At 43.9% G+C, this 24,524-nt stretch carries 25 protein-coding genes and 1 tRNA gene; 7 read left to right on the top strand and 19 right to left on the bottom strand.

The genetic code is table 11. The annotated features are described in order from the left end of the window. Window position 1: 1 nt before the first annotated feature. From rpsC to ACHUET_RS09655, 13 genes are all read right to left on the bottom strand, one after another. Window positions 2–730 (bottom strand): 30S ribosomal protein S3, encoded by a 729-nt coding sequence (gene rpsC / locus ACHUET_RS09715; RefSeq protein WP_394212456.1) that lies wholly within the window; start codon window positions 728–730, stop codon window positions 2–4. A 3-nt stretch (window positions 731–733) separates the two neighbouring features. Continuing rightward, entirely contained in the window at window positions 734–1,063 is a 330-nt protein-coding gene (gene rplV / locus ACHUET_RS09710) for a 50S ribosomal protein L22 (RefSeq protein WP_021813373.1), read from the bottom strand. A 10-nt stretch (window positions 1,064–1,073) separates the two neighbouring features. Next, window positions 1,074–1,349 (bottom strand): 30S ribosomal protein S19, encoded by a 276-nt coding sequence (gene rpsS / locus ACHUET_RS09705; protein WP_010196682.1) that lies wholly within the window; start codon window positions 1,347–1,349, stop codon window positions 1,074–1,076. A 12-nt stretch (window positions 1,350–1,361) separates the two neighbouring features. Further along, the gene (gene rplB, locus ACHUET_RS09700) at window positions 1,362–2,189 is read right to left on the bottom strand and encodes a 50S ribosomal protein L2 (protein ID WP_058025575.1); all 828 of its coding nucleotides are present in this window, start codon (window positions 2,187–2,189) and stop codon (window positions 1,362–1,364) included. An 11-nt stretch (window positions 2,190–2,200) separates the two neighbouring features. Then, on the bottom strand, window positions 2,201–2,551 hold the full coding sequence (gene rplW, locus ACHUET_RS09695) for a 50S ribosomal protein L23 (RefSeq protein WP_238038746.1): 351 nt from the start codon (window positions 2,549–2,551) through the stop codon (window positions 2,201–2,203). Continuing rightward, entirely contained in the window at window positions 2,548–3,150 is a 603-nt protein-coding gene (gene rplD, locus ACHUET_RS09690; protein ID WP_075106934.1) for a 50S ribosomal protein L4, read from the bottom strand. Before rplD ends, rplW begins: the two co-directional genes overlap by 4 nt. 14 nt (window positions 3,151–3,164) lie before the next feature. Further along, entirely contained in the window at window positions 3,165–3,803 is a 639-nt protein-coding gene (gene rplC / locus ACHUET_RS09685) for a 50S ribosomal protein L3 (protein ID WP_201599214.1), read from the bottom strand. Between the two features lie 49 nt (window positions 3,804–3,852). Further along, entirely contained in the window at window positions 3,853–4,164 is a 312-nt protein-coding gene (gene rpsJ / locus ACHUET_RS09680) for a 30S ribosomal protein S10 (RefSeq protein WP_010196670.1), read from the bottom strand. 408 nt (window positions 4,165–4,572) lie between these two features. Next, window positions 4,573–6,177, bottom strand: a complete 1,605-nt coding sequence (locus tag ACHUET_RS09675) for an Rne/Rng family ribonuclease (RefSeq protein ID WP_394212452.1) — start codon at window positions 6,175–6,177, stop codon at window positions 4,573–4,575. Between the two features lie 120 nt (window positions 6,178–6,297). After that, window positions 6,298–6,984 carry a Maf family protein gene (locus ACHUET_RS09670; protein ID WP_394212450.1) on the bottom strand — a complete coding sequence of 229 codons (687 nt, stop codon included), beginning with the start codon at window positions 6,982–6,984 and terminating at the stop codon, window positions 6,298–6,300. Window positions 6,985–7,058: 74 nt separating this feature from the next. Next, complete coding sequence (mreD, locus tag ACHUET_RS09665; RefSeq protein ID WP_058024002.1) at window positions 7,059–7,544, bottom strand: rod shape-determining protein MreD; 486 nt, start codon at window positions 7,542–7,544, stop codon at window positions 7,059–7,061. 127 nt (window positions 7,545–7,671) lie between these two features. Continuing rightward, window positions 7,672–8,529 carry a rod shape-determining protein MreC gene (gene mreC, locus ACHUET_RS09660; protein ID WP_394212448.1) on the bottom strand — a complete coding sequence of 286 codons (858 nt, stop codon included), beginning with the start codon at window positions 8,527–8,529 and terminating at the stop codon, window positions 7,672–7,674. Between the two features lie 227 nt (window positions 8,530–8,756). Further along, complete coding sequence (locus ACHUET_RS09655) at window positions 8,757–9,794, bottom strand: rod shape-determining protein (protein WP_443517537.1); 1,038 nt, start codon at window positions 9,792–9,794, stop codon at window positions 8,757–8,759. Window positions 9,795–10,418: 624 nt separating this feature from the next. Between ACHUET_RS09655 and gatC the strand changes: the two genes are divergently transcribed. From gatC to ACHUET_RS09620, 7 genes are all read left to right on the top strand, one after another. Further along, on the top strand, window positions 10,419–10,733 hold the full coding sequence (gene gatC / locus ACHUET_RS09650; RefSeq protein ID WP_201599209.1) for an Asp-tRNA(Asn)/Glu-tRNA(Gln) amidotransferase subunit GatC: 315 nt from the start codon (window positions 10,419–10,421) through the stop codon (window positions 10,731–10,733). Window positions 10,734–10,814: 81 nt separating this feature from the next. Then, window positions 10,815–12,311, top strand: coding sequence for an Asp-tRNA(Asn)/Glu-tRNA(Gln) amidotransferase subunit GatA (gene gatA / locus ACHUET_RS09645; RefSeq protein WP_394212445.1), 1,497 nt, complete (start codon window positions 10,815–10,817; stop codon window positions 12,309–12,311). Then, the gene (gene gatB, locus ACHUET_RS09640; RefSeq protein WP_394212443.1) at window positions 12,311–13,837 is read left to right on the top strand and encodes an Asp-tRNA(Asn)/Glu-tRNA(Gln) amidotransferase subunit GatB; all 1,527 of its coding nucleotides are present in this window, start codon (window positions 12,311–12,313) and stop codon (window positions 13,835–13,837) included. Before gatA ends, gatB begins: the two co-directional genes overlap by 1 nt. Before the next feature lie 114 nt (window positions 13,838–13,951). Beyond that, window positions 13,952–14,028 (top strand) — tRNA-Pro (locus ACHUET_RS09635). Between the two features lie 215 nt (window positions 14,029–14,243). Next, window positions 14,244–15,122 carry a hypothetical protein gene (locus ACHUET_RS09630; protein ID WP_394212441.1) on the top strand — a complete coding sequence of 293 codons (879 nt, stop codon included), beginning with the start codon at window positions 14,244–14,246 and terminating at the stop codon, window positions 15,120–15,122. A gap of 103 nt (window positions 15,123–15,225) precedes the next feature. After that, window positions 15,226–15,393 carry a hypothetical protein gene (locus ACHUET_RS09625; protein WP_394212439.1) on the top strand — a complete coding sequence of 56 codons (168 nt, stop codon included), beginning with the start codon at window positions 15,226–15,228 and terminating at the stop codon, window positions 15,391–15,393. 102 nt (window positions 15,394–15,495) lie between these two features. Continuing rightward, complete coding sequence (locus ACHUET_RS09620) at window positions 15,496–16,473, top strand: DUF1853 family protein (protein ID WP_394212437.1); 978 nt, start codon at window positions 15,496–15,498, stop codon at window positions 16,471–16,473. 34 nt (window positions 16,474–16,507) lie between these two features. Here ACHUET_RS09620 and ACHUET_RS09615 read toward each other — a convergent pair whose 3' ends face one another. The 6 genes from ACHUET_RS09615 to accD all read right to left on the bottom strand — a co-directional run bounded on the left by ACHUET_RS09615 (window position 16,508) and on the right by accD (window position 24,287). Then, window positions 16,508–17,683, bottom strand: coding sequence for a hypothetical protein (locus ACHUET_RS09615; protein WP_394212435.1), 1,176 nt, complete (start codon window positions 17,681–17,683; stop codon window positions 16,508–16,510). A 221-nt stretch (window positions 17,684–17,904) separates the two neighbouring features. Next, window positions 17,905–19,359, bottom strand: a complete 1,455-nt coding sequence (locus ACHUET_RS09610) for a hypothetical protein (protein ID WP_394212434.1) — start codon at window positions 19,357–19,359, stop codon at window positions 17,905–17,907. A 237-nt stretch (window positions 19,360–19,596) separates the two neighbouring features. Continuing rightward, window positions 19,597–20,127, bottom strand: coding sequence for a DUF2726 domain-containing protein (locus tag ACHUET_RS09605; RefSeq protein WP_371532694.1), 531 nt, complete (start codon window positions 20,125–20,127; stop codon window positions 19,597–19,599). Between the two features lie 293 nt (window positions 20,128–20,420). Next, a complete protein-coding gene (locus ACHUET_RS09600) occupies window positions 20,421–21,563 on the bottom strand; it encodes a LysM peptidoglycan-binding domain-containing protein (protein WP_394212433.1) in 1,143 nt (380 codons plus the stop codon). Window positions 21,564–21,797: 234 nt separating this feature from the next. After that, a complete protein-coding gene (locus ACHUET_RS09595) occupies window positions 21,798–23,156 on the bottom strand; it encodes a bifunctional folylpolyglutamate synthase/dihydrofolate synthase (protein WP_394212431.1) in 1,359 nt (452 codons plus the stop codon). 186 nt (window positions 23,157–23,342) lie between these two features. Beyond that, a complete protein-coding gene (gene accD / locus ACHUET_RS09590) occupies window positions 23,343–24,287 on the bottom strand; it encodes an acetyl-CoA carboxylase, carboxyltransferase subunit beta (protein WP_178379272.1) in 945 nt (314 codons plus the stop codon). Window positions 24,288–24,524 lie beyond the last annotated feature (237 nt).

Here is a 24,524-nt window from a genome sequence, read left to right as displayed (position 1 = left end):
TTTAACCTCTGTCTGAGTTTCGACGGTTTCCGTTTCCGCGACCACGGCGTTTTGGCGCACGAGTCTGCTCTTCTTTGACGGGATTATAAACGCTGTTCATACCGTCAAGGATTTCTCCGCGGAAAATCCAAACTTTAACACCGATGGTGCCGTAAGTTGTCTCTGCACGAATTGACGCATAGTCAATATCAGCACGAAGTGTATGCAATGGCACACGGCCTTCACGATACCATTCGCTACGAGCAATCTCAGCACCGCCAAGACGACCAGACAGCTCAACTTTAATACCTTTAGCACCAGAACGCATGCTGTTTTGTACGGCGCGCTTCATCGCACGACGGAACATAACACGACGCTCAAGCTGGCTACTGATACCTTCTGCTACCAAACGTGCATCAAGGTCAGGTGACGTGATTTCTTCAATGTTGACCTGAGCAGGCACGCCCATAATTTTGGTCAATTCTTTTTGAAGTCTTTCAATATCTTCGCCTTTCTTACCGATAACGATACCAGGGCGCGCAGTGGCGATGGTAATCTTAGCAGCGCCAGTAGGACGCTCGATCATGATGTTGCTGACCATTGCGTTATCTAGCTTTTTGCGTAAATATTCACGGACTTGAATGTCGTTGATTAGGTATTCTGAGTATTGTTTAGGGTTAGCATACCAGTTTGCATTATGCTTTTTTACAACACCAAGACGAATTCCGATTGGATGTACTTTTTGACCCATAACTTATTCTCCTACCTTTATAGTGATGTGACAAGTACGCTTGCTGATACGATCAGCGCGACCTTTGGCACGTGGTAGGATACGTTTTAGCGTAATGCCTTCATCAACATAGATAGTGGCGACTTTAAGGTCGTCGATATCTAGGCCGTGATTATGTTCGGCATTGGCGATGGCTGAGTTAAGACATTTCTTAACAAACACAGCGCCTTTTTTATTGCTATACGTTAGGATATCCAAAGCACGCTCAATAGATTTGCCACGAACTTCATCAGCAACGAGTCTAACTTTTTGTGCCGATATGGCGGCACCGCGTAATTTTGCAGTTACTTCCATGGTAAGCACCTTATCTCTTAGCTTTTTTGTCAATGCCATGACCACGATACGTACGAGTCGGGGCAAATTCACCTAGTTTATGACCAACCATCTGCTCACTTACGATAACCGGTACGTGAGTACGGCCGTTGTGGACAGATAAAGTTAGGCCAACCATTTGTGGTAGGATCATCGAGCGGCGCGACCAAGTTTTAATTGGCTTGCGTGAGTTGGTGTCTAATGCATTCTCAACTTTAGCAAATAAGTGCGCGTCTATGAATGGACCTTTTTTCAATGAACGAGGCATGAAATTCTTCCTTTATTTCTTCTTGGCGCGACGGCGGATGATCATGTTGTCAGTACGCTTGTTATGACGCGTTTTAAGTCCTTTAGACTTCTGACCCCAAGGGCTAGTTGGATGGCGACCTTTGTTACGACCTTCACCACCACCATGTGGGTGATCAACCGGGTTCATAGCGACACCACGAACTGAAGGACGAACACCACGCCAACGTGAAGCACCAGCTTTACCAAGTGATTTCAAGTTGTTTTCAGTGTTAGAAACTTCACCAATAACAGCACGGCAGTTTACGTGTACACGGCGTGTTTCGCCTGAACGTAGACGTAGAATAGCATAGATACCGTCACGGCCTAATAACTGAACGCTAGCACCCGCAGAACGAGCCATCTGTGCACCTTTACCGATTTTAAGTTCGATATTGTGAATCACAGTACCCAATGGGATGTTTTTTAGCGGTAAGCAGTTACCTGGACGAATTGGAGAAGTCTCGCCTGACATTACTGTATCGCCAACTGCTTGTTTTTTAGCAGCGATGATGTAACGACGTTCGCCATCAGCATACTTAAGTAATGCAATATGAGCAGTACGGTTAGGATCGTATTCAATACGCTCTACCACAGCTGGGATATTGTCTTTAGTACGTTTGAAGTCGATAATGCGATAATGTTGCTTATGACCACCGCCAATGTGACGAGTAGTGATACGACCATTATTGTTACGACCACCTGACTTACTTTTTGATTCTAGAAGCGCTGCATAAGGACGACCTTTATAAAGGTGTGGATGCACCACTTTTTCAACAAAACGACGGCCTGGTGATGTTGGCTTTGCTCTTACGATAGGCATGAGTGTAATCCTTATTCGTTATTCGCTGTTTCACTAGTAGAAGTAGTAGTGTTCGCTACGTCTTCACCAGCATCAGCCATTTGTACATCTTGACCAGCTTTTAAGGTAACATAGGCTTTTTTATAGTCGTTACGACGGCCGATGCTTTTACCAAAACGCTTTGTCTTACCTTTAACATTCAAAGTGTTTACTTTAGTAACTTCAACACCTTCAAACATCAACTCAACTGCTTTTTTGACTTCAAGCTTAGTAGCGTTAGAGTCAACTTTAAATACCTGCACACCAAGTGAGTCGCCAAGCATTTGAGATTTTTCTGAGAATACAGGCCCTCTTAAGACCTGATAAAGTCTTGCGTTGTTCATGCTAGTGCTTCCTCAAATTGTTTCGCAGCTTCAACTGACATGATCACTTTATCAAATGCGATCAAGCTCACTGGATCCACTTCGTTTGTACCAAGTACATTGACGTGCGGAATGTTGCGAGCAGCTAAGTATAAGTTTTCGTCAACTTCTTTGGTGACGATTAATGCACGAGGTGCACCAAGCTCATTTAGCTTTGCAATCAGTTCTTTAGTTTTCGGCCCAGAAACGCTCAACTCTTCTACCAAAATCAGACGCTCTTGACGAATCAATTCTGCTAGGATGCACTGCATCGCACCGCGATACATTTTACGGTTTACTTTCTGTGACCAATCTTGTGGTTTTGCAGCGAATGCACGACCACCTGAACGCCAGATTGGGCTACGAATAGAGCCCGCACGAGCGCGACCAGTACCTTTTTGGCGCCATGGCTTAATACCACCGCCAGAAACTTCGGCACGGGTTTTTTGTGCGCGTGTACCTTGGCGAGCACCAGCTAAATAAGCGGTGACGACTTGATGCACTAGTGCTTCGTTGAATTCACGACCAAATGCCGTATCAGAAAGCTCAACCGCCGCACCTGTAACTGTTTTTAAATCCACGTTAATCCCCTTGCTTAGGCTTTGACTGACGGACGTACGATAACATCGCCACCGGTGGCACCTGGGATAGCACCCTTGATGACAAGTAACCCTTTTTCGGCGTCAACCGAAATCACTTCTAGGCCTTGAACAGTAACACGCTTGTTACCCATCTGGCCCGCCATCTTTTTGCCCTTGAATACTTTACCTGGTGACTGGTTTTGACCAGTTGAACCATGTGCACGATGAGACACTGAGTTACCATGAGTAGCATCTTGCATACTAAAGTTGTGACGTTTGATAGGGCCCTGAAAGCCTTTACCCTTGCTCTGTCCTGTCACATCAACCATCTGACCTTGTTCGAACAAGTCAGCTAGAATCTCACCACCAATCTCACGACCTTCAAGATCGCTATCGTTGACACGAAACTCCCAAACACCACGGCCAGCTTTAACGCCAGCTTTCGCGAAGTGACCTTTTTGTGCGGCTGTTACGCGGCTGTCACGACGAGTACCTGTGGTGATTTGGATGGCTTGGTAACCATCTACATCAGTATTTTTTACTTGAGTAATGCGGTTTGCATCGACCTCAACCACTGTTACAGGGATAGATGCACCTGTTTCAGTGAAGACACGGGTCATGCCGCATTTTTTACCGACTAAACCGATCGCCATTTTAGACCTCTTTATATCTTATATTAATGGGTTGGGTGTGTAATGTGCATTAACCCAAAGCAATTTGGACGTCAACACCCGCCGCTAAATCTAATTTCATTAGCGCATCCACAGTTTTGTCAGTAGGCTGAACGATATCAACCATACGCTTGTGAGTACGGATTTCGTACTGGTCACGCGCGTCTTTGTTAACGTGTGGTGAGGTTAGAACGTTGAAGCGCTCAATGCGAGTCGGCAACGGTACAGGACCACAAACTTGCGCACCGGTGCGCTTTGCAGTATCAACAATCTCTTGTGCAGATTGATCGATCAGACGATGATCAAAAGACTTAAGACGGATACGGATTCTCTGGTTAGCCATGCCAGCAAGCTCCTAATATGTGCTTTCGTCATTCTTGCGTCGCAAGATCATGATCAAAAGCAGTTTGGTTAAATATTCACTTAAAGCGGCCTTCTGTTATTAACCAGAATGAGTTCTTTATCCGAACTTATAGCGTGCCAAAAGCAAAATAGTTTAGAGCCCCGCCAACTCTCCTATAATGGATGTCAGCAAAGGCATAATGAAATAGTGCTAGAAACGATGCTCCAGCTGTAATAGCGCTAGCTTTTTTAGTCAGCTGCGCATATATAATTCAGTGGTGTATATTATACACAGTATTTTGGTTATTGCAAGAGCAATCTCTGAAGTGATGAAAGATACCAGCTCTCAAAAATCTGCTTTGCAAGTTGGCGTGTTGCCACCAAAAAATTTTAACTGTACCCAGTGGTATCAGTCTAAAACAATATCATACTGCTCTTGAGTATATAAATTCTCTACATCAAACGTAATAACCCTACCTAGTAGGTACTCTAGATCGGCTACCGTATCTGACTCTGATGTCAGCAATAAATCAATGACGGCCGCATGAGCCACTACTGTGAATTTCTTAGGGGAGTTATAAGTTCGAGCACAGCGCATGATTTCGCGGAATATCTCAAAGCACACCGTCTCTGCTGTTTTTACAAACCCGCGACCTTGGCAGGTTGAGCAAGGCTCACACAGCTGTTGCCCTAGTGATTCACGTGTGCGCTTACGTGTCATCTCTACCAATCCAAGCTCACTAACCTGCGTAATCTTAGTTTTGGCATAGTCTTGGGTCAGCTGTGCCTGCAAGCTCTCTAATACATCATCCTTATGCTGCTGCTCTAGCATATCAATGAAATCAAGAATAATAATACCACCTAGGTTACGCAGGCGCAGCTGACGTGCAATGGCATGTGTGGCTTCTAGGTTGGTCTTGTAGACGGTGTCCTCTAATGAGCGACCGCCCACAAAAGAGCCTGTATTGACATCAATCGTCGTCATTGCTTCTGTTTGGTCAATAATCAGATAGCCACCAGACTTTAGGTCGACACGACGTTTCAATGCATCACGTAAATCATCCTCAACCCGATGCACGTCAAACAGTGACTGCTCTGCCGTATAATGCACGATTTTATCGTAAATAAACGGTACAAACTCTTTGGCAAAGTATCTGACTTGTTCATAGATTTGCGTATTATCAATGATGACTTTTTCGGTATCAGCATGTACCAAGTCACGAATAGAGCGCAGTGGTAGCGATAGTTCTTGATAAATAAGTTCTGAGCTTTGGTGATGATTGATCTCTTGGCGGCGAGCACAGATAGTACGCCATAGCTGCAACAGATAGTAAATATCTTCTTCTAGCTTATCAACAGGGACACGCTCAGCCGCAGTACGAGCAATGAGACCACCTTTTAGATTGACTGTTTGCATCAAACTGCTGAGCTCAGTTTTTAGACGCGTGCGCTCTTCTTCACCATCAATACGCTGTGATATACCGATATGATCGCTTGATGGCAAATAGACCAGATAGCGGGATGGTAAGGATATATTGGTGGTTAAGCGAGCGCCTTTACTACCCAACTGGTCTTTGGTAACTTGTACCAAGACACGCTGGCTTTCGTGTAATCGATGCTGAATCAAGGTCTTAGAAACAGGCATGACCTCCGTACTTTGAGTACTGACAATAGGTGGTGTGACTGCTAAGCTATCCGTGGATGTTTCTGTGGTGGCGCTATTGTCACTATTTTCTTTTTTGTCATTTATAGCGGCTTTGCTTTTGTCTTCTGCAACTGGGCGAGGCTCACGCTGCATATCATTAACATGTAAAAATGCTGTCCGCGATTGACCAATATCAACGAAGGCTGCCTGCATGCCTGGAAGGACACGTACGACTGTACCCAGATAAATATTGCCGACCAAACCCAGTTTGTGATGTCGCTCAATATAAATCTCACCCAAGATGCCATTATCTAAAACCGCAACACGGGATTCCATTGGACTAATATTAATCAGCAGCTCTTCGGACATAGTTTTTTCTCTTATCTCTCAGCTTTCTTATCAGACGGTCATCGTCTATTAGATTGACAGTGTAACAAATGCGCCTTGCTCTTGCCCATTGCCCTACCGTGTCATTATGTGCATATGTAATTATAACGGTTCAACAATATCCTCACTGCCTTCTGTCATGTCTTTGATTAAGGCCAGCGTTTGCGCCAGTGGCAACCCAACGACATTGGTATAACTGCCGTTGATACGACTCACCCAAGCAGCACCCAAACCCTGAATACCATAGCCACCCGCTTTATCAGCAGGCTCCCCACTGTCCCAATAATTGCTCATCATCTCTGTAGTCAATGGTATAAAGGTTACTGCTGTACGCTCAGTAATTTGCTGCTGGTCGATAATTTGAAACGCTTGAGTGCGCTCTGATGCATTGTGTTCTGTTACTTTAGGTAGTCGCTGTATTTTGGTGGCTTGTACAGCAGTCCATACTTCATGGATATTATCTGACATCTGCTGCCACATGCTATAAGCGTGCTCACGATCGGTCGGTTTGACCAGTACTGTCTTGCCATCTGGTAACACACCGATAGTATCAGAAGTCAGTATGATAATTGATTCGCTGACACCGTTCTCATCGATTTCTAATGTTTCGTTTAGTTGCTCTATGGCAGTTATGGTTTTGGTAGCGACCATACGTTCAATATAGTCTTTGGGTAATTCATCATCTTGCGGCGTTTCATCAATATCTACACTCAACACTCTAAAATCTAACTGTGCTCTTGCTAGTAGCTCTCGACGACGCGGCGAACCAGACGCTAAAATGATATCCATCGCTCTTCTCTTCATTTACAGATTTATTAGGTATGTATTTTTTAGATACCTTATAGATAAGTTAATAAACATCATTAACGCGCAAACTTGCGTAGAGCCAGTAAGACAAGTGGCCAGCTGATGATACTCATCATAAGCGACAAAGCAGATTTTGCGATAAAAGTATTTTGGATAAACATCTGCAGCATCCATAAATTTAGCTGAAAAACGATTAACCCTAAACTGGCTATCAACCATGCGCTGATGGTATTTAGTTGTCTAACATAGATACTAGTAATTTTGATCACTAGTGCCACCACGACTGCGGCAAAGGCTTGCTGACCTAGATGGGTGTCCATCAGCAAATCTGCAATAAGCCCAATAGTAAATGCGGTAAAGATACCCACATAGCGCGGCTGGAACAGTAGCCAATATATCAGCACCATGATCATAATCATGGGCCGTAATGTTGCCATACTTGGGCTTAAGGGATAGACATTGAGCGATGAAGCAATGATAAAGCTTAGAACAATGACCACAATCAACAGTGCCGTTGAATTCTCAGAATCAGGATACGACATGAGTACTTACCTTAGCGATTATATAGTGGCTACTGTGATATGGTTGATTGAATACTGATAGGATACTATGGATAAAAAATTTGATGAGCCATTTGGTAGTTTTGCATAAAGTGTTAATGTATCTCTGCTACTGACCAATAGCAGTGTTATTTTTATTGAGTAGCTTGTCTTGGAGTATCAATACGTACGCATTATCAATAAAGTTTGCAGAGGGCGTAACCTCGATACTTCTAAAATTATCCGCTTGCTCATCTTTGATGTGGGCAATACGGCCAACACGATAGCCCGCTGGAATTCGCCCACCCAAACCAGATGATACCAACTCATCACCCACACGCACATCTGAAGTCTTAAAGACATAGTTTAGGCTCAGTGCAGATGGGATACCTTGGCCTGTTACGATAGCACGCTGACCAGTACGTTTGACAGTGACAGCCACTGACTGCTGCTCATCTGTAATCAATAGCAAACGGCTTGTATTAGGATAGACGTTAATGATCTGTCCTAAAATACCATCTTCATCGATGACCGTTTGTCCCACTTGTACACCATCTTGCTTGCCTTTATTGAGCACAACAATCTGTCTGAGTAAGTTGGTATCTGTACCAATGACTTGAGCTAAGTTGAGATCAAACTGCTCAGGCTTAGTGGTTGATAAAATCCCCTGCAAGCGTGCGTTTTGCGCCAAGATATAATCTTGTTGCTGCAGTTTGGCATGTGCATGAATGAGTTGCGATTTTAGTTGCATGTTTTCGCGGCGCAGCGCTTCTTTTGACTGCAAACTACCACTCGCCCAATGCTTGGCATAGCTTGGTAATAAAGATATCTCATAAATAGGCTGCATGGCAGCATGACTGGTACTACGTACTGGATTGAACCATTCCGAGTTTTTGCTATCAAACCACATCAGTATCAAGGCTGCTATCAATACAATGGCAGTCTTACGAAGTGATAACGCTTGGCGCGCAAAGATACTTGGAGTCATAAGTCGTCTAATTTAAGAATTCTAAAATGAGCAATAGCACTTATTTAGAGCATGAATGTTTATCGGTGATATCGGGTTCTAGCATGGATTAATGCAATTAAAGGCAGCGCAATTGGCTACCTTTAATATTATCTACTTGTCATCTCATGGGTTATGTCAGCCATCCTGAAGCGGGATAATAGCGATAGCAAAGGTATGTGGGCATAACACTCATGAGCAAAAGCTGTTTAAACAAAAATCATGTTCAAACTTTTGTTATTGATGAAATCAAGGGCGATACCACCACCACGGCTAACGCAGGTTAATGGGTCTTCTGCTACCGTCACTGGTAAGCCAGTCTCTTGTGAGATAAGCTTGTCAAGATCGCGTAGCAATGCGCCGCCACCCGTCAATACGATACCACGCTCTGCGATGTCCGATGACAACTCTGGCGGTGTCTGCTCAAGGGCAACTTTTACAGCGCTGATAATACCGCTTAATGGGTCAGTCAATGCTTTTTGTACTTCTTCTGAATTGACGATAAAGGTCTTTGGTACGCCTTCTGCCATGCTACGACCACGAACCTCTACTTCTAGCTTGCTGTCTTCATTCAATGCAGAGCCAACTTCTTTTTTGATGCGCTCAGCGGTCGTCTCACCAATCACACAACCATGCGTACGGCGCACATGTGTAATAATCGCCTCATCAAACATGTCGCCACCGATACGGATAGACTCAGCATAGACGCAACCAGATAGCGCGATAACGGCAATCTCAGTCGTACCACCACCGATATCAACGACCATAGAACCACTGGCTTCATGAACAGGCATGCCAGCACCGATAGCCGCAGCCATTGGCTCTTCTAGCAATAATACTTTGCTCGCGCCTGCTGATGATACTGCCTCACGAATCGCCTTACGCTCAACCAAGGTAGACTTACATGGCACACATACCACCACGTTAGGCTGTGCCATAAAACGCTTGGCTTTTACCTTAGTGATAAAGTGTTTTAGCATTTTTTGCGTCACTTCAAAATCAGCAATCACACCGTCTTTTAGCGGGCGAATCGCTGTGATATTGGCAGGCGTACGACCCAGCATTTGCTTGGCATCGATACCCACAGCAGCGACGGTCGGGTTTTGAGTACGATTGCTGCGTAACGCGACCACCGTAGGCTCGTCAAGTACGACGCCTTTATTAGGAATAAAAATAAGGGTGTTCGCAGTACCGAGGTCGATAGCGATATTATTTGATAAAAATCCAAACAGGTTCATGACTAATATATCCAGCGTCTTACGAATGAGGCGAATGAGATTGACTGAGGGGTTACTCGTCAGTGTTGAGCAGGTCGTCGTTAGACATTAACGGGAGCGAAAGTGAATCATCGCAACCAGTCAAACCTAAGCAATAATGATGATATGAAAAACTGTGCTAAATTATACCGATTTAGCTCAAAAAAAACATAGGTATTTGCATCAGTAAGCAAGGATTTTTGCCTGAGACGCTAAAAGTTGTTACAAAGTTTGAAATAGTAGTGACTATCATTCAACTCAATGAAGCCGCTTTTAATGTGATAACTAACAAAGCTCTACAGGCAGATAATTGTTTTGCTTAGTATTAGGTGCATACTGTAACGTATTTTAGAACCTAATTGGGAAGCAATTGAAAATCAATCATGAATTATTCGGTCAGTTTTGCAAGTATTTGTGTATTGCTATGTCAGCACTATGCCTTGATTGATACGGTGTGTTGATGGATATTGTGCACCAATCAAGCCTCATGCTCTGTAAACTTGGGTCAGATGCTTTATAATAAGCCAACTTTATCGCCAATTCTATTTTAGGGCTTACGTATTCTGACTATCGTAGTCAACCACTCTAACAAAACTGTCCTTAACTGGAGAAACTATGTCTCAGCAACCAGCAACGTCTGACAACACTGTCAGCCGCGAAGAAATCCTAGAAGTTGCCAACCTTGCGCGCTTGGGTGTCGATGAAAGCACTGCCGATAGCTATGCCGATGATATCAGTAAAGTATTAAAATTGATGCATACCTTATCTAACGTTGATACGACAGACATCAAACCACTAGCCAATATCCATGAAGCTTGCCAAGAGTTACGTGCTGATGTAGCCAAACACGACATCAATCGCGAGCGCAATCAGTCAGTCGCGCCTGCTGTTGAAGAGGGCTTATACCTTGTACCTCAGGTGATTGAATAATAGTGGCTGAATAATACAACCACGCATTTGCCATTATCCTATTTTATTTTATGCTATTCACATTTTGACGGACGACACCTTATGTCTGAACTTCATTTATTAAGTACCGAGCAGCTGATTGCTGGCTTGCAAAACAAACAATTTAGCAGCGCAGAATTAACCGAGCATTACATCAAGCGTATAGACGCGCTGGACAGCAAGATCAATAGTTTTATTACACATACCTCTGAGACAGCACGTGCACAAGCAAAAGCCGCAGACGAGATGCGTGCACAAGGCGATCAGCGTCCACTACTTGGCGTACCGATGGCGCACAAAGACATCTTTTGTACTCAAGGCGTATTAACGACTTGTGGCTCAAAGATGCTGCATAACTTTGTCTCTCCATATGATGCGACTATTGTTTCTAACATCGACAAAGCTGGCATGATTAGCTTAGGTAAGCTCAATATGGATGAGTTTGCGATGGGCTCAGATAACAGCAGCTCATACTACGGTACGGTACAGAACCCTTGGAACCTAGAGCGCGTCCCTGGTGGCTCATCAGGTGGTAGTGCTGCCGCGGTTGCCGCAGGTTTTGTCCCTGTTGCGACTGGTAGTGATACGGGTGGCTCTATTCGTCAGCCTGCCTCATTCTGTGGCCTAACCGGTATCAAGCCTACTTATGGCCGTGTGTCACGCTTTGGTATGATTGCCTATGCCTCAAGTCTAGATCAAGCTGGTAGCATGGGACGCAGCGCTAAAGATTGCGCTTACCTACTTCAGCCAATGATTGGTCACGATCCGCGCGATGCCACTTCTATTAAATACGATATGCCTAACTACGTACAAGACATCAATGATGCAGAGGCCGCGGCTGGTGATAAGCCATTTGACGGTCTTCGTATTGGTGTGGCTAAAGAATACTTCGGTACAGGGCTTGATAGCGAAGTCGAGCAAGCAGCACGTGCCGCGCTCAAGAAATACGAAGAGCTGGGCGCAACAATTGTAGAAGTGAACATCACTGATCCTGAGATCACGCTTGCCACTTACTACATGCTAGCACCTGCCGAAGCATCATCGAACTTGTCACGCTTCGATGGTGTACGCTTTGGCTATCGCTGTGAAAACCCAACGGACCTGATTGATCTATACACGCGCTCACGCTCTGAAGGCTTTGGCCCTGAAGTACAGCGCCGTATCTTGACAGGTACTTATGCGCTATCTGCTGGTTACTTCGATGCTTACTATACTAAAGCACAAAAAATCCGCCGCTTAATCGTCAAAGACTTCGATGAAGCCTTTGCTAGCTGTGATGTGATTGCTAGCCCAACCGCACCGACGGCAGCTTACAAGCTTACTGACAATCTTGATCCTGCAACGATGTATTTGGGTGACGTTTATACCATCGCGGTCAACTTAGCAGGTCTACCTGCGCTCAGCCAGCCAGTAGGTCTGACGACAGAGGGTCTACCTATTGGCTTGCAATTAATCGGTAAGCACTGGCAAGAAAGTCAATTGCTCACGACTGCGCATCTATTCCAGCAGCATACAGACCATCATCTACAACACTCTACCATCGCAAAGGAGACGGTATAATGAGTACAGCTACTACTGATAACAATGCCGTCCGCGAGCATGCCGTGCGTAAAGAGCTATTCGTCGATGGCTATGAAGTGGTCATCGGTATCGAGATTCACTGCCAGCTAAATACAGAAAGTAAAATATTCTCTAGTGCGCCGACTGACTTTGGTCATGAGCCAAACAGCCAAGCAAGTATCGTCGATCTAGGCTTACCTGGTGTATTACCAGTACTAAATGCTGGCGTGGTCGATCGCGCGCTAAAGTTCGGTATCGGTGTCAATGCTGAGCTGGGTCTATTTAATACCTTTGACCGCAAAAACTACTTTTACCCTGACCTGCCTAAAGGCTATCAAATCACCCAGATGGCCAATCCTATCGTGGGTGAAGGTTACATCGATGTTGTGGTCAACGAAGGTGAGAAGAACGAATATCCTAAACGTATGGGTATCACCCGCGCGCATCTAGAAGAAGATGCAGGTAAATCTGTCCATGACGCAGTCGATGGTATGACGGGTGTGGATTTGAACCGTGCAGGTACGCCACTAATCGAAATCGTCTCTGAGCCAGACATGCGCTCTGCTCACGAAGCACTTGCCTACATCAAAGCCATTCATCAACTAGTCACGTGGCTTGGTATCTCAGACGCAGTGATGGCCGAAGGCTCATTCCGCTGTGACTGTAACGTCTCTGTACGCAAGCCAGGCGCCGACCTCGGTACACGTACTGAGCTAAAAAACCTAAACTCGTTCCGCTTTATCGAGCGTGCTATCAATCGTGAAATCGAACGTCAAATCGATATCTTGGAAGATGGTGGCAAAGTGGTACAAGCAACGATGCTATATGATCCAGAGCGTGATGAAACGCGTACCATGCGTACCAAAGAAGACGCCAACGACTATCGCTACTTCCCTGATCCTGACTTGCTACCTGTCCGAATCGAGCAGCATACTGTCGATGCGATTAAAGCAGCGATGCCAGAGCTGCCAGTCGCTCGTCGCGCACGCTTTGAAGAAGCGCTTGGTCTGTCAGAGTATGACGCTCGTATCTTGACTGGTAGTCGTCAAATTGCCGATTATTTCGAAGCTGTGGTCGCAGAAGTTGGGCAAGCAGATGCCAAAATGGCTGGTAACTGGGTCATGGGCGATTTGCTCGGCGCATTGAACAAAGATGACACCGACATCATCGACTCCCCTATCAGCGCCAAACAACTGGCTGGTATGCTTAAGCGTATCAAAGATGACACGCTATCTGGCAAATTGGCTAAGAAAGTCTTTAGTGCGCTATATGAGCGCGAAGGCGGCAACGATGATGATGCCGCAGATAAAATCATCAAAGACAAAGGCCTCAAGCAAGAAACCGATACTGGCGCTATCAAAGCGATGGTCGAAGAAGTCATCGCAAAAAATGAAGCGATGGTCGAAGAATATCGCGGCGGTAAAGAGAAAGCCTTTAACGGTCTGGTCGGTCAAGTCATGAAAGCCAGCCGCGGTAGTGCTAACCCGCAGCAAGTGAACCAAATTCTAAAAGAATTGTTGGGTTAATACGAGCGGCGCAGCAGTTAGACTGACTATACTGGGCAGAATGGTGTTGTAGATTTTGGCTGATATAAATAGCTCTTGCAATATGCATAATTTTGCGTAAAATAGTCAGTCATTCGGGGCGTAGCGCAGTCTGGTAGCGCACTACACTGGGGGTGTAGTGGTCGCAGGTTCAAATCCTGCCGTTCCGACCAAATATAGCAGTAAAGAGAAAAGCCAATCATTGTTTTCAATGGTTGGCTTTTTTTTGTGCTAAATTTGGCTAGTAATTGTATGATTTTTTGATTGAGCAAATAATAATAAAAATCTTGCAAGGCATGATCAACAATCTAAAGCCAGTCATCCATATAGCTTTAGGCTAGTTTGTCTTATATCTACTTTGATTTAATGGTGTATAGAGGTGTGAATTGTGAAAGGTTATGTGTCTATAGATGAAATGATTAAAATAGCTGAATCGAAAATTAAAGCTTCTATATTTGAGATTTTAGGAACTGAAAAGTTTTTGCAACGAGCTTTAGACAGTGCAGAAATTGAGCCAGTTTTTCATTTTTCAGGTTATGGCGTTTTGCAGGCATTCGTTGAAAATAAATTTTATCGTGAAAATGAAAACATTCAAAATATGTGGCGTTTTGATGGTTACTTTCGTGACAGACACTCTAATATGTTTCATTTCCCGAAGATTTCTAAAGAAAGGTTAAAGTCTTCTTTTAGAAACTTAGAGAACGATAGGTTTATACTACGTTCTAGTGGTGGATATATTATTGATTTGAATTACTTCGAATATGTAGGTAGCCACACGAAAGAAGATCTTAACGATATTGATGTTAAAGGCGAGGTCACTATATTAAATAAAGGAGCTGCTCTTTTTAATGAAAAACCAGTTTATAAAGGGCATTTTGGTCATGAAGATTTGATAGATACAATTATTATTAAAAGAGATGATGTCTATATTGATATTAGGGAATTAAGCAAAGTTTTAAACCTAGAGCCTTCTGCTTATGATTTGACCCTTAATACGCCAAAGGCTATTGAAGGAATAGATAGGGGTCACAAAGTAACTCAACTAAATACACCGATTGATGACGAGCCAACACACCATAAAAGTGTAGGTTCTATGCAAGCGTTAGTCACCACACTTATTAAAATGGCTGAATATGATAAAGAACACTTAGCCGATCCTTATGGAGAACTTAATAAGCTTATTCAAGCCAAAGCCGAGGGACTAGGGCTGTCAGTTAAAAAAGACTTCGTTGCAAAATGGCTAAAGAAAGCTGATGAAGTTCTATAGAACTTTGCCATTTTCTATATAGAACTATCGAATGACCTTACTTCATAAAATAGCAACCATAAACCGTGGCAATCAAGTTACGGTAAATTATGGAGCTAGATACATGAAACAGAAAAATCATATTCCAACTAAGCCACAAGAAAAGTCATCTCAATATCAGCCTAAATGGCAACTCTCTCTACTTAAAGCGGTAGTTAGCATCCTATTACCTTACTTGCTATCACCATCTGATATCAGTATTCATATCCATCACATTAATATCCTGTTTTAAAGCCAAAAAACCGAGCACTGCCCTATCGGATACTTGTCATCTATAGACTTTTATAGAGCGAGCCGTTAGGGTAAATGCTACCTCTTCACACTGGTTTATCCTATGCCCGAACCTATCAATCAGCCTATACCTAATCGCCTCATAGATGATTCACCTTGGGAAGCGTATAAGCGACCTTACGTGCGTGATTTGGCTTATGTATTGGCGTGTCCCAATGTTTTGACGCAGTGGCTAGATTTTGCACCGCATGAGAATACCCACACGGTTACCGTGCATAGTGCAAGCTTTTGGCAGGCGCAGTTTGAAGCGTATGAGCAACGATTAACAGAGCTAGACACCACTACCGCCTATCAAGAGCTGACTCGCTATTTACTCAAACGCCCAAGTCCCAATCGACTGGGATTTCATTTTGAGGGACTGCTATCATTTTGGTTAGAGGATGGCTTTGTGCGCAAGCTGCATCCGTATGAGACACTGGCGAATAATGTACAGCTGTATAATGGCAAACAGACCGTCGGTGAGCTTGATTTGATTTTGTATAATCATGAAGAGGATCTGGTGGAGCATTGGGAACTAGCCATTAAATTTTTTATGGGCTCAGCGCCTTTTGAGCCTGTGAACTGGGTGGGGATTAACTCCAATGATAATCTACAGCGTAAAATGACGCACATGCAAACCAAGCAGTTTCGAGCGGTGTGGGTAGATACAGAAAACCATGGACAGGTAAAAATTAATAAGCGTTATGGCGTGATCAAAGGGCGATTCTTTTTACCGATAAACACAGCTGGTTGCGGTGATTATGACTGGCCATATTGGCTAACGCCGAGTTTTCCAATACATGAGTGGTGCGATAAAAGAGACATGGCAAGTCTTGCAACGATTGACACTACAGCTTTGCGAGCCGCGCATTACATTGAGTGGTTCACCAAGCGCGACTTTTATGATGAGCGAAATGCTTATGGTGGTCATGAGCAGCCAATAGTTTGGTCAGATAGCGAGCTACCTAAGACAGGTTTATATTTCGAAGATAATCGACCAATCGTTATTTACCCAAGACCGTTAGACCAAATAAAAGAATAGTCTGAGCGGAGCTGCTATTTTGTTTATATCATAGCTACCAAGCATACTGCCCGTATAAGCTGACTTCACTGCGCTTAGCCTCGTCCCAATTGAGACTGTCTGTCAGTAGTCTGATACCACCATATTGACTGTCTAGCGCCAGACCTAGTGCGTGCGTCTGCGGCTCTATGAGTCCTGTGATGGTCATTGGATAAGTACGATAATCTGTCTGATAACCTGCCGATAGCTGGTATAAATCCTGAATATCATTTACTTGCCCCTGTAGACCAAGCTGCCAGTGATTATTTATTTGATGCTGAAGACTACCCTCTACCCGCCATGGTAATGTCTGTGTGACATCATCAGTATCAAGCTGCCCTTCTATGGTATATAAAGGTCGACCATTGATATCATAATCTAATGTATAACGGGTACTTGGCATCTCTTTCCAATGCATACGTCCAAGTACATCGTAAGCATCAATAGATAATTTTGTATTCTCGGATAGATCGCCTTTCAGTTGCAAATCAAACGAATAACCATATCCTGAAGGCTTGTTTGGGTTCCAGCCCAGATTTTCTTCACCTAAGGCGGGCTTATCATAATAATAATTGATATCAGCATGCGTCTCATCTAAGCTGTCGCGTATATTTGTCATTTCACTAGCTGGTAGTCCGATTGTACTCAAATCACCTATTATTTTGCCATCTAAAGCATGCAATCCTTGCCATATGTTGGCACGAGTCGTTAATTGCCAGTTTGGCAAAACCTTTTTAGTAAAACCAATATTAGCCCCTACTCTTTCGTTGTGCTTAGCTTCTAAATACAAAGGATAAGTCTGACTGGTGCTTGGGGGCAGCTGGTTTTCATACTGCCAGTAGACCTTAGCAGTCTGCTCACTAAAGCTCATTAAATAATCATAACGCCATCCTAAGCCATAGCTAATCGCACTATTCGCAGGACGAATCTCAAAAGAAGCTCGGCCTTGTACATAAGCATGGTCACCTGAGCCTAAAGGTGCATCCCAGTCGTCCAAAAATTCAGATATAGGCTGAGCTGGGCTATGCGCAGTGGCCATGACTGTCCAAGCACTCTGAGTATCTGTTATTTCAGCGTTAATATCTACGAAGTTTATTGTTTGTGGATTGAGGTAAAAATTCACACCGGCATCATTATCAACCCTATTGCTTTGAGCAATCGTAGAGGTAGATACTATAGCAGATACAATCATACTGGTAGTCGTTGGTGTAATAATCATCCTCATACGTTTATATAGAAATAATACGGCGTTTTCAGGTAGCAAATGACATAGAGTTGAAGCAGAAGTTGACATTGGTTTCTCACATTTGTCAAAGGGCACAAAAAAGAGACAGCTGGTGCTGTCTCTTTTTTCTTTTTTATACCTCAATCATGAATAGAAACATCTGAAAGTGAGGTATGAACATAGCTCAATTAAAGAATTATTAAACTATTATCATTAAACTTAGCGGTAATTTTGCCATCATTATCCATCAAATCGCCATAGTCTTTACCATTAACCATGATATCACCTAACTTGCCCATACTATCTTTGATGAAGTCACCGTCAGCGTCAACCTTTAATGTGATCGACGCTTTATTTTGCTCAACTGTGAACTGTGTACCAGCCACATCATAGTTATTGTCTAAAGTAGATTGGCCTTTTACAAATAACTTTTTACCTTCTACGCTGGCTGTGAGGCCTTGTAATTCGATAATATTACGAGCCGTACGCTTGAGGTTGGCTTGGAAGTCAAGCGGAATAATCGTTGCACTTTCTTTGGTCACGTTTCCTTTGATCGCCAATACGATTTCCATACCGACATATTGGTCTGCTGCTTCTTCGATATTATCCGCCCCATCAATAGTGATAAATTTCTTTATATCATTATCGTTAGCAGTTGCGTTAAGCGTAATCTCTATGTCTGTAGTAGGCTTAGCCTTAGTCAACTTGCCTGTTATTGCAATCTTATAAGGTATCGTTCTGACAGATAAGCTATTATCTGCCAACTTTCTACTGATATCTAATGCTGCAAACTCTAAATTTTTTGCTTCAATAGTACTATCATTGGCAGACAATTTTAGACTACCTAATTTGATAACAGCCTTCTCTAGTGTAATGCCAGCTTCATTGACATCATTCATATCAAAGTCATCATTGACCACAACTTTATCACTAAATTGTCCACTAACTGTTGCGCCCTTGGTACTCGAACTCAAAACAACCGCATCAATACCAGTACCAATTTTAATGCTTTCAAAACCTAAGCTGCCATTGAAGTTAGAGGTACTCGTATTAGAGCTTAGCGCATTTTCATAACCATCAAATACAGTCGTAAAAGTATCTACAATAGCCGTGGTTTCATCATAAACTTTAGTCGCCGGGTTATAAATATAATTATACTCTTGCACATCCACTTTGGTCGTACCCGTCAAAGCAAACTGCCCATCTGCATTGAGCGTTGCCACAAAGTCTGACTCTGGTGTCAGAACGATGTTACCCAGCGAGGTGTCAAATGCTTGATCATTAGACAAGGCCATAATATTCGCTGCGGTAAGCTTTGAGAGATTTTGTTCTTTCATATACTCTTGCAAATCACTTGGGATATGAAACGTATAATTAAGACGCGTGCTTTGATTGTCGGTGAGGATATCACTTGCGCCTTCATAAGCCTCTGTGACTGCTTGGTTGTCACTCACGAATAACTTGGCAGTACGAATCATCTCTTTTGCTTGGTCAAGCTCCGATAGACTATTATCAACAGGTGGCTTGACAGGCACATCTGATGTATTGCCGCCGTTGCCAACAGAGTCGTTGCTATCATCACCGCAGCCTGCTAACGCTAATACACTCGCTAACGCCAATGTACTCAATTTAAAAAATTTCATCGCACGGTCCTTTATAGAGATATTTCAAAGAGTAGAAGTAGCAAAAGTTAGCTCTAATTAAAAACAAACTCAGTCAAGAAGTCTGATAAATAATAGAAAACTTAAGTTTGCTTTTGAATGGAGCAATAATACTCTTATTTGAATAATTTATCTATAAAGTAAACAAATATAACAGTATTGTTACAATAAAAAAGGGAGCAACACAGCTAATTTCATTTTTCTGCTGAAAACAAGTCATCAATAACTCTCAATCACCTGCATTAGCTCATATCTCAGCATATCGGCACTAGGCATACGCTCAGCGTGAAAACGAACGATGGCGATGCCTGCACTGGCAAGGGCTTTGTCTTTTTTATCATCAGCCTTTTGCCGTGCTTTACTACTATGTGTCCAGTCATCAAGCTCGATAGCAACAAGCGTGGTCTGAGCGTCAACATCCACGATCACATAATCAACGCTCTGACGACAAATACGATTGAACCAAAAGCTGCGCTCCGATGTCTCGTCACTATTGGCTTCAATGATTCGTGACAACTGAACTTGCACGAAGATATGATACTCCGGTAGCGCATTTTTTAATTTATTAAAAAATATGACCTCAGTGTCGGTCATGATTGGCATTGGGGCAAATGGCCAGATAGCCAGCTCATCACCGCGCACAGGCTTTGGTTCAGGCTCTGCGACTGGACGTTTCGCCAATAGCTTTGGTAACGTAATCAGCCCTAAAAACCCAACGGCCAAGATTAAAAATATAGCGCCAAATGACATGATATTACCTTATACAATATAACAAGTGACTGGCTAGCGCTCACAACTCTGAATAGTCAACGACTGGCTGATCACCACAGGGCAACCTTTGTAGGCTGACAGGTTATACAAAAATGAGTAATGAAAATGGTGCTCATCGTAACCAAGCTTGCGCCAATCGGCAAACGATAAAACAAAAAACACGACAGCAGATGTCGTGTTTTAATCATTAAATAATAATTCAAGTCAGCACTAAAGAAAATATTTCATCTATCTACCCATCAATCTCTGACAACAGTTGCTGAGTCTACAGCTTAACGCCAGTAAAGCACCCAAGCACCGTTCGTATTGACGTTAGAATCGCTATTGATCTTATCTTTTAATGCCAATGCAGCGACCTTTCCACGTTCAGGACCGACAATGACGCGTACACCGCGACTGGTCGGGCTGGTTTTCACTTGATATCCGGCCTCTTTGAATTTTTTCGCTAACTGATCCGCTTTGGCCTGATTATCTGCGAGCGCTACTTGCACCCCAAAGCTACCTTTCGCATCGGTTTCTTTGACTTCTTGACGAGCCTCACGAAGCTTTTGCTGAGCGTCTCGCTTAGCCTCAGCCGCTTTTTCGGCAGCAGCGGCTTCACGCTCCAGACGTTGCACTTGATTACGCGAAGGTATGGTAATGTTTTGACCCAGCTGTAATGAGGTCGATGGTGAAATGTTATTTGCTTGAGCCAAGACTTCGACAGGCATGTTGTACTGTCTTGCGAGCTTAATCAGCCCATCGCCTTTTTTGACTTGATAATCAGAGGGCGATTTTGGTGGTTCATTTTTAGCCGCTTCAGCTGCCTCTCTCTTTTTTTCGGCCGCAGCTTGAGCGTCCGCTTGTCTTTTTGCTTCTGCTTCTTTTTTACTTTCTGCTAGTTTTTCAGCAGCGGCTTTTTCTTGTTTTGCTTTGGCCTGCTGCTGATCATCTTCCGCCTGCTTTTTTGCTTTGGCTTCATTCACTGCATCATCGGCTGCTTTAACCAATTTTTCAGCATCTTGCACTTCCTTACTTTTGACACTTTTTTCTGTGTCTTTTACGTCTTCTGAACTCTCACTCTGTTCATTTGTCGCCGCGATATTTTTGACATACTGCTGACTTTCAGCGCGGGCTTTGGCCAACGCTTCTGCTTCAGCCACTTCTTGTTCTGTCAAAAACTCCTGTGCGCGTCTCTCCTGCTCGGCAACACGAGCAGCACGTTCTTTTTGCTTTTGCGCAAGGATACGTTTTTCTGTCTCGATGTCAGTCGTTAGCGGTTGCGGAGATTCTTGCTCGGTCGTTGGCTTCTCTATCATCGCTGATGTTGGCTGTGGCTGGTTGCTCTCGCCAATCTGCTGCACCATGGCGTATAACATCACGCTACCGCCTAGAATCATCCCAATGCCCAATAAGGCTTGTCTCGAAAAGTTCATCCGTTTACGTCTCTTAGTTGGTAATAAGGTTGATTGAGCGGCGCAGGGACTGTCTCACAGCAATATAGATAATTGCGCTAATAAACGTCTCGTACCGCCAGTTACTGCCATCAGTGTTCAAAATTTATGCCAGTCTTGCAAATCATTTTGATTATAAAGCATATTTTTCGTGCTGTCTGCTATCAGGCAAGTACTAAGATTAACACTAAACAGGCGCCACCTTAACTTAAATGATCATACGGCAAGTGCAGCGAGCGCCTCTCCAATCGTATGAAACGAACCGCATACGACGATTAGATCTTGTGGCTGACTATCAGCTATCACCGCATACGTCGCTGCATGCAAGCCATCGAATTCATATATGTTGGCCCTATCCACATATTGAGTTAAGACGCCTTGTAGCTGCTCGGTACTCGCGGCACGAGGATAATCAATCTCAGCAATGAACCAATCACTAATCGGCAAGCCTGCTTGAGTCAGACGTTGTACTACTTTGTCGATATCTTTATCACCCAACATAGAGAACAACATTTTGATTTTTGGGAGATCTCTACCAGCTTGGCTACCGTGTTTACTCAAATGCTGCTGCCAAAATGGCAATAACTGCGCTAATAAAAATTCCACGCCTTGCTCGTTGTGCGCCACATCAAACAACCAATGGCGATGATGGCTTTCGCGATAATCAAAGCGCCCTGCCAGTTTGACAGTTTGCAATGCCTGCTCGATGGTACTGATATCGACACTCAACGGGCTTGCAAGTACCGCCGATAGTGCATTGGCAGTATTGATCAAGGACAGCGCAGGGCGTGGTAATTGCAAGGTAACTGCCGCATTACTGTATTGCCAAATCATTGAGTCAATATCGCGGTAGCTAAAGTCTTGACCAATTTGATAACAAGTCGCTTGCTCATTATCGATAGCGTGCTGCACGCTAGATGGCATTTCAGTAGCACCATAAATTAAAGAAATACCTTGGCGCAATATACCTGCTTTCTCGCGACCGATGTCCTCGACATTGTCACCTAGCCAGTCGACATGATCGATACCAATATTAGTAATCACTGCCATATCAGGATCAATAATATTAACCACATCTAACCGTCCACCCAATCCAATTTCTAACACCCACACATCACAGTCTGCCTCAGCAAATATGAGTAATGCTGCCAGCGTTGTCATCTCAAAGAATGACAAGGTCAAATCGCACTCTAAACGTGCTGCTTCTACTTTGCTAAAAGCATCAATCAGCGTCTCATCGCTGACCATCTCGCCATTGATACGCACGCGCTCATTAAAGACACTCAGGTGTGGCGATTGATATAGTGCCGTCTTGTAACCTGCGGCTTTACACATTTCGGCGATGACAGCGGTCGTAGAGCCTTTACCGTTGGTGCCTGCCACAGTGAAGACATAAGCGTCATCTTTGGCTGACTGTACTACTCCTAGCGCTTCGGCAACAGGCAATACACGCGATAGTCCCATATCTATCGCAGACACATGTATTTGCTGCATATAATTTAGCCATTCGGTCAAGCTGGCCAAACCAACTTTGTCGTTAGGGCTACTAGAGTTGGACGCTACAAGATCAGACATGGATAAAACCTATATGAAATTTGATAAGAAATAGAAATATATGTGTTGGCTAAAACCAAAAATAGCATTTACCGTGCAATGACGATAAATGCTATTAGAGGGTCTTGCATATGTAGTAGATGTTAGCACGCTGCTAGGCGTTTATGCACTCAATAATTAACTCATGATACTGAGCCATACATCTTATTAAGCATCTACATTAGGTACGTGGCACAGTTTTGCGAGCAAACGATAGATGGTATCGATCAGTTGATGACGATGCACCACTTCATCTACGACGCCATGCTCTAACAAGAACTCTGCACGTTGGAACGGCTCTTCTAACGTCTCACGCACCGTCTGCTCGATCACACGCTTACCAGCGAAGCCAATCATCGCTTTTGGTTCTGCCAAATGGATATCACCTAGCATGGCCAATGATGCAGTCACACCGCCATAGACAGGGTTAGTCAATACCACGATATAAGGGATGCCAGCGATTCTCAAACGTTCAATCGCTGCCGCCGTGCGTGCCATTTGCATCAATGATAACAGACCTTCTTGCATACGCGCACCGCCAGAAGCAGCGAAGCACACTAACGGTACTTTTTGCTCAAGCGCTCTTTCAGCGGCTTGTACAAAACGGTCGCCAACCACTGACCCCATCGAGCCGCCCATAAAACGGAAATCAAAGGCACAAGCGACAATATCAAGGTTCCGCAACTTGCCGTACATGGCAACTAATGCTTCACTCTCGCCCGTCTTTTCTTGCGCTTCGCTCATACGTGCAGGATAGGGCTTGCTATCCACAAAGCTCAGCGGATCTTTGGCAGTGAACTCCTGCCCTGTCTCGCCGTCTACTTGATCAAGCAACCAATTCAAGCGCTCACGAGCACTCATCGGTAAATGATGATCACAGTGTGGACACACATAGCAGTTAAAAATCAGTGCGGTGTTGGTAATCACAGAATGACAATTGCTGCATTTGGTCGACGGTTCAGTCTCTACCGCGGTCAATTGCGCAGTTAATTGCTGCTTGATACCTGGTATAGGACGGTTAAACCATGACTGCCTATCCGCGTTACTGTTTGGCTCGGCTTTAGCAGTATTATTATCGAGTTTTGTTGCTGTATCAGTCATATTATTTGCCATCATAAAAGGCTTATTGACAAGTTGGCTCATTCGCTTGTCATTGAGAGTTTAATGGTTGTCTAAACAAAGCGTCAAACCCAGTCATAACATGAGCAATTATGCGACACGCTGATGTATCAATCTTACGTGTCGATCATTTGGTTAGGTGCTTGTTGATAGATGATGTGCTTGTTGAGACTTTTTGGCAAATGCTTTTTGAAACTAGTCACTGACAAACCACGGCTATCAGACGCCATA

Source organism: Psychrobacter piscatorii, from assembly GCF_043641605.1.
In the GTDB taxonomy this organism is placed as follows: Bacteria; Pseudomonadota; Gammaproteobacteria; order Pseudomonadales; family Moraxellaceae; genus Psychrobacter; species Psychrobacter piscatorii_C.
Note: the sequence above shows the minus strand (reverse complement) of the source record. Positions and strands in the feature narration are given on the sequence as shown.

Bases quoted from the DNA above. Each gene is read 5' to 3' on its own strand.
- rpsC (WP_394212456.1), bottom strand. From the start codon at position 730: ATGGGTCAAAAAGTACATCCAATCGGAATTCGTCTTGGTGTTGTAAAA.
- rplV (WP_021813373.1), bottom strand. From the start codon at position 1,063: ATGGAAGTAACTGCAAAATTACGCGGTGCCGCCATATCGGCACAAAAA.
- rpsS (WP_010196682.1), bottom strand. From the start codon at position 1,349: ATGCCTCGTTCATTGAAAAAAGGTCCATTCATAGACGCGCACTTATTT.
- rplB (WP_058025575.1), bottom strand. From the start codon at position 2,189: ATGCCTATCGTAAGAGCAAAGCCAACATCACCAGGCCGTCGTTTTGTT.
- rplW (WP_238038746.1), bottom strand. From the start codon at position 2,551: ATGAACAACGCAAGACTTTATCAGGTCTTAAGAGGGCCTGTATTCTCA.
- rplC (WP_201599214.1), bottom strand. From the start codon at position 3,803: ATGGCGATCGGTTTAGTCGGTAAAAAATGCGGCATGACCCGTGTCTTC.
- rpsJ (WP_010196670.1), bottom strand. From the start codon at position 4,164: ATGGCTAACCAGAGAATCCGTATCCGTCTTAAGTCTTTTGATCATCGT.
- ACHUET_RS09675 (WP_394212452.1), bottom strand. From the start codon at position 6,177: ATGTCCGAAGAGCTGCTGATTAATATTAGTCCAATGGAATCCCGTGTT.
- ACHUET_RS09670 (WP_394212450.1), bottom strand. From the start codon at position 6,984: ATGGATATCATTTTAGCGTCTGGTTCGCCGCGTCGTCGAGAGCTACTA.
- mreD (WP_058024002.1), bottom strand. From the start codon at position 7,544: ATGTCGTATCCTGATTCTGAGAATTCAACGGCACTGTTGATTGTGGTC.
- mreC (WP_394212448.1), bottom strand. From the start codon at position 8,529: ATGACTCCAAGTATCTTTGCGCGCCAAGCGTTATCACTTCGTAAGACT.
- gatC (WP_201599209.1), top strand. From the start codon at position 10,419: ATGTCTCAGCAACCAGCAACGTCTGACAACACTGTCAGCCGCGAAGAA.
- gatA (WP_394212445.1), top strand. From the start codon at position 10,815: ATGTCTGAACTTCATTTATTAAGTACCGAGCAGCTGATTGCTGGCTTG.
- gatB (WP_394212443.1), top strand. From the start codon at position 12,311: ATGAGTACAGCTACTACTGATAACAATGCCGTCCGCGAGCATGCCGTG.
- ACHUET_RS09625 (WP_394212439.1), top strand. From the start codon at position 15,226: ATGAAACAGAAAAATCATATTCCAACTAAGCCACAAGAAAAGTCATCT.
- ACHUET_RS09620 (WP_394212437.1), top strand. From the start codon at position 15,496: ATGCCCGAACCTATCAATCAGCCTATACCTAATCGCCTCATAGATGAT.
- ACHUET_RS09615 (WP_394212435.1), bottom strand. From the start codon at position 17,683: ATGATTGTATCTGCTATAGTATCTACCTCTACGATTGCTCAAAGCAAT.
- ACHUET_RS09610 (WP_394212434.1), bottom strand. From the start codon at position 19,359: ATGAAATTTTTTAAATTGAGTACATTGGCGTTAGCGAGTGTATTAGCG.
- ACHUET_RS09605 (WP_371532694.1), bottom strand. From the start codon at position 20,127: ATGTCATTTGGCGCTATATTTTTAATCTTGGCCGTTGGGTTTTTAGGG.
- ACHUET_RS09600 (WP_394212433.1), bottom strand. From the start codon at position 21,563: ATGAACTTTTCGAGACAAGCCTTATTGGGCATTGGGATGATTCTAGGC.
- ACHUET_RS09595 (WP_394212431.1), bottom strand. From the start codon at position 23,156: ATGTCTGATCTTGTAGCGTCCAACTCTAGTAGCCCTAACGACAAAGTT.
- accD (WP_178379272.1), bottom strand. From the start codon at position 24,287: ATGGCAAATAATATGACTGATACAGCAACAAAACTCGATAATAATACT.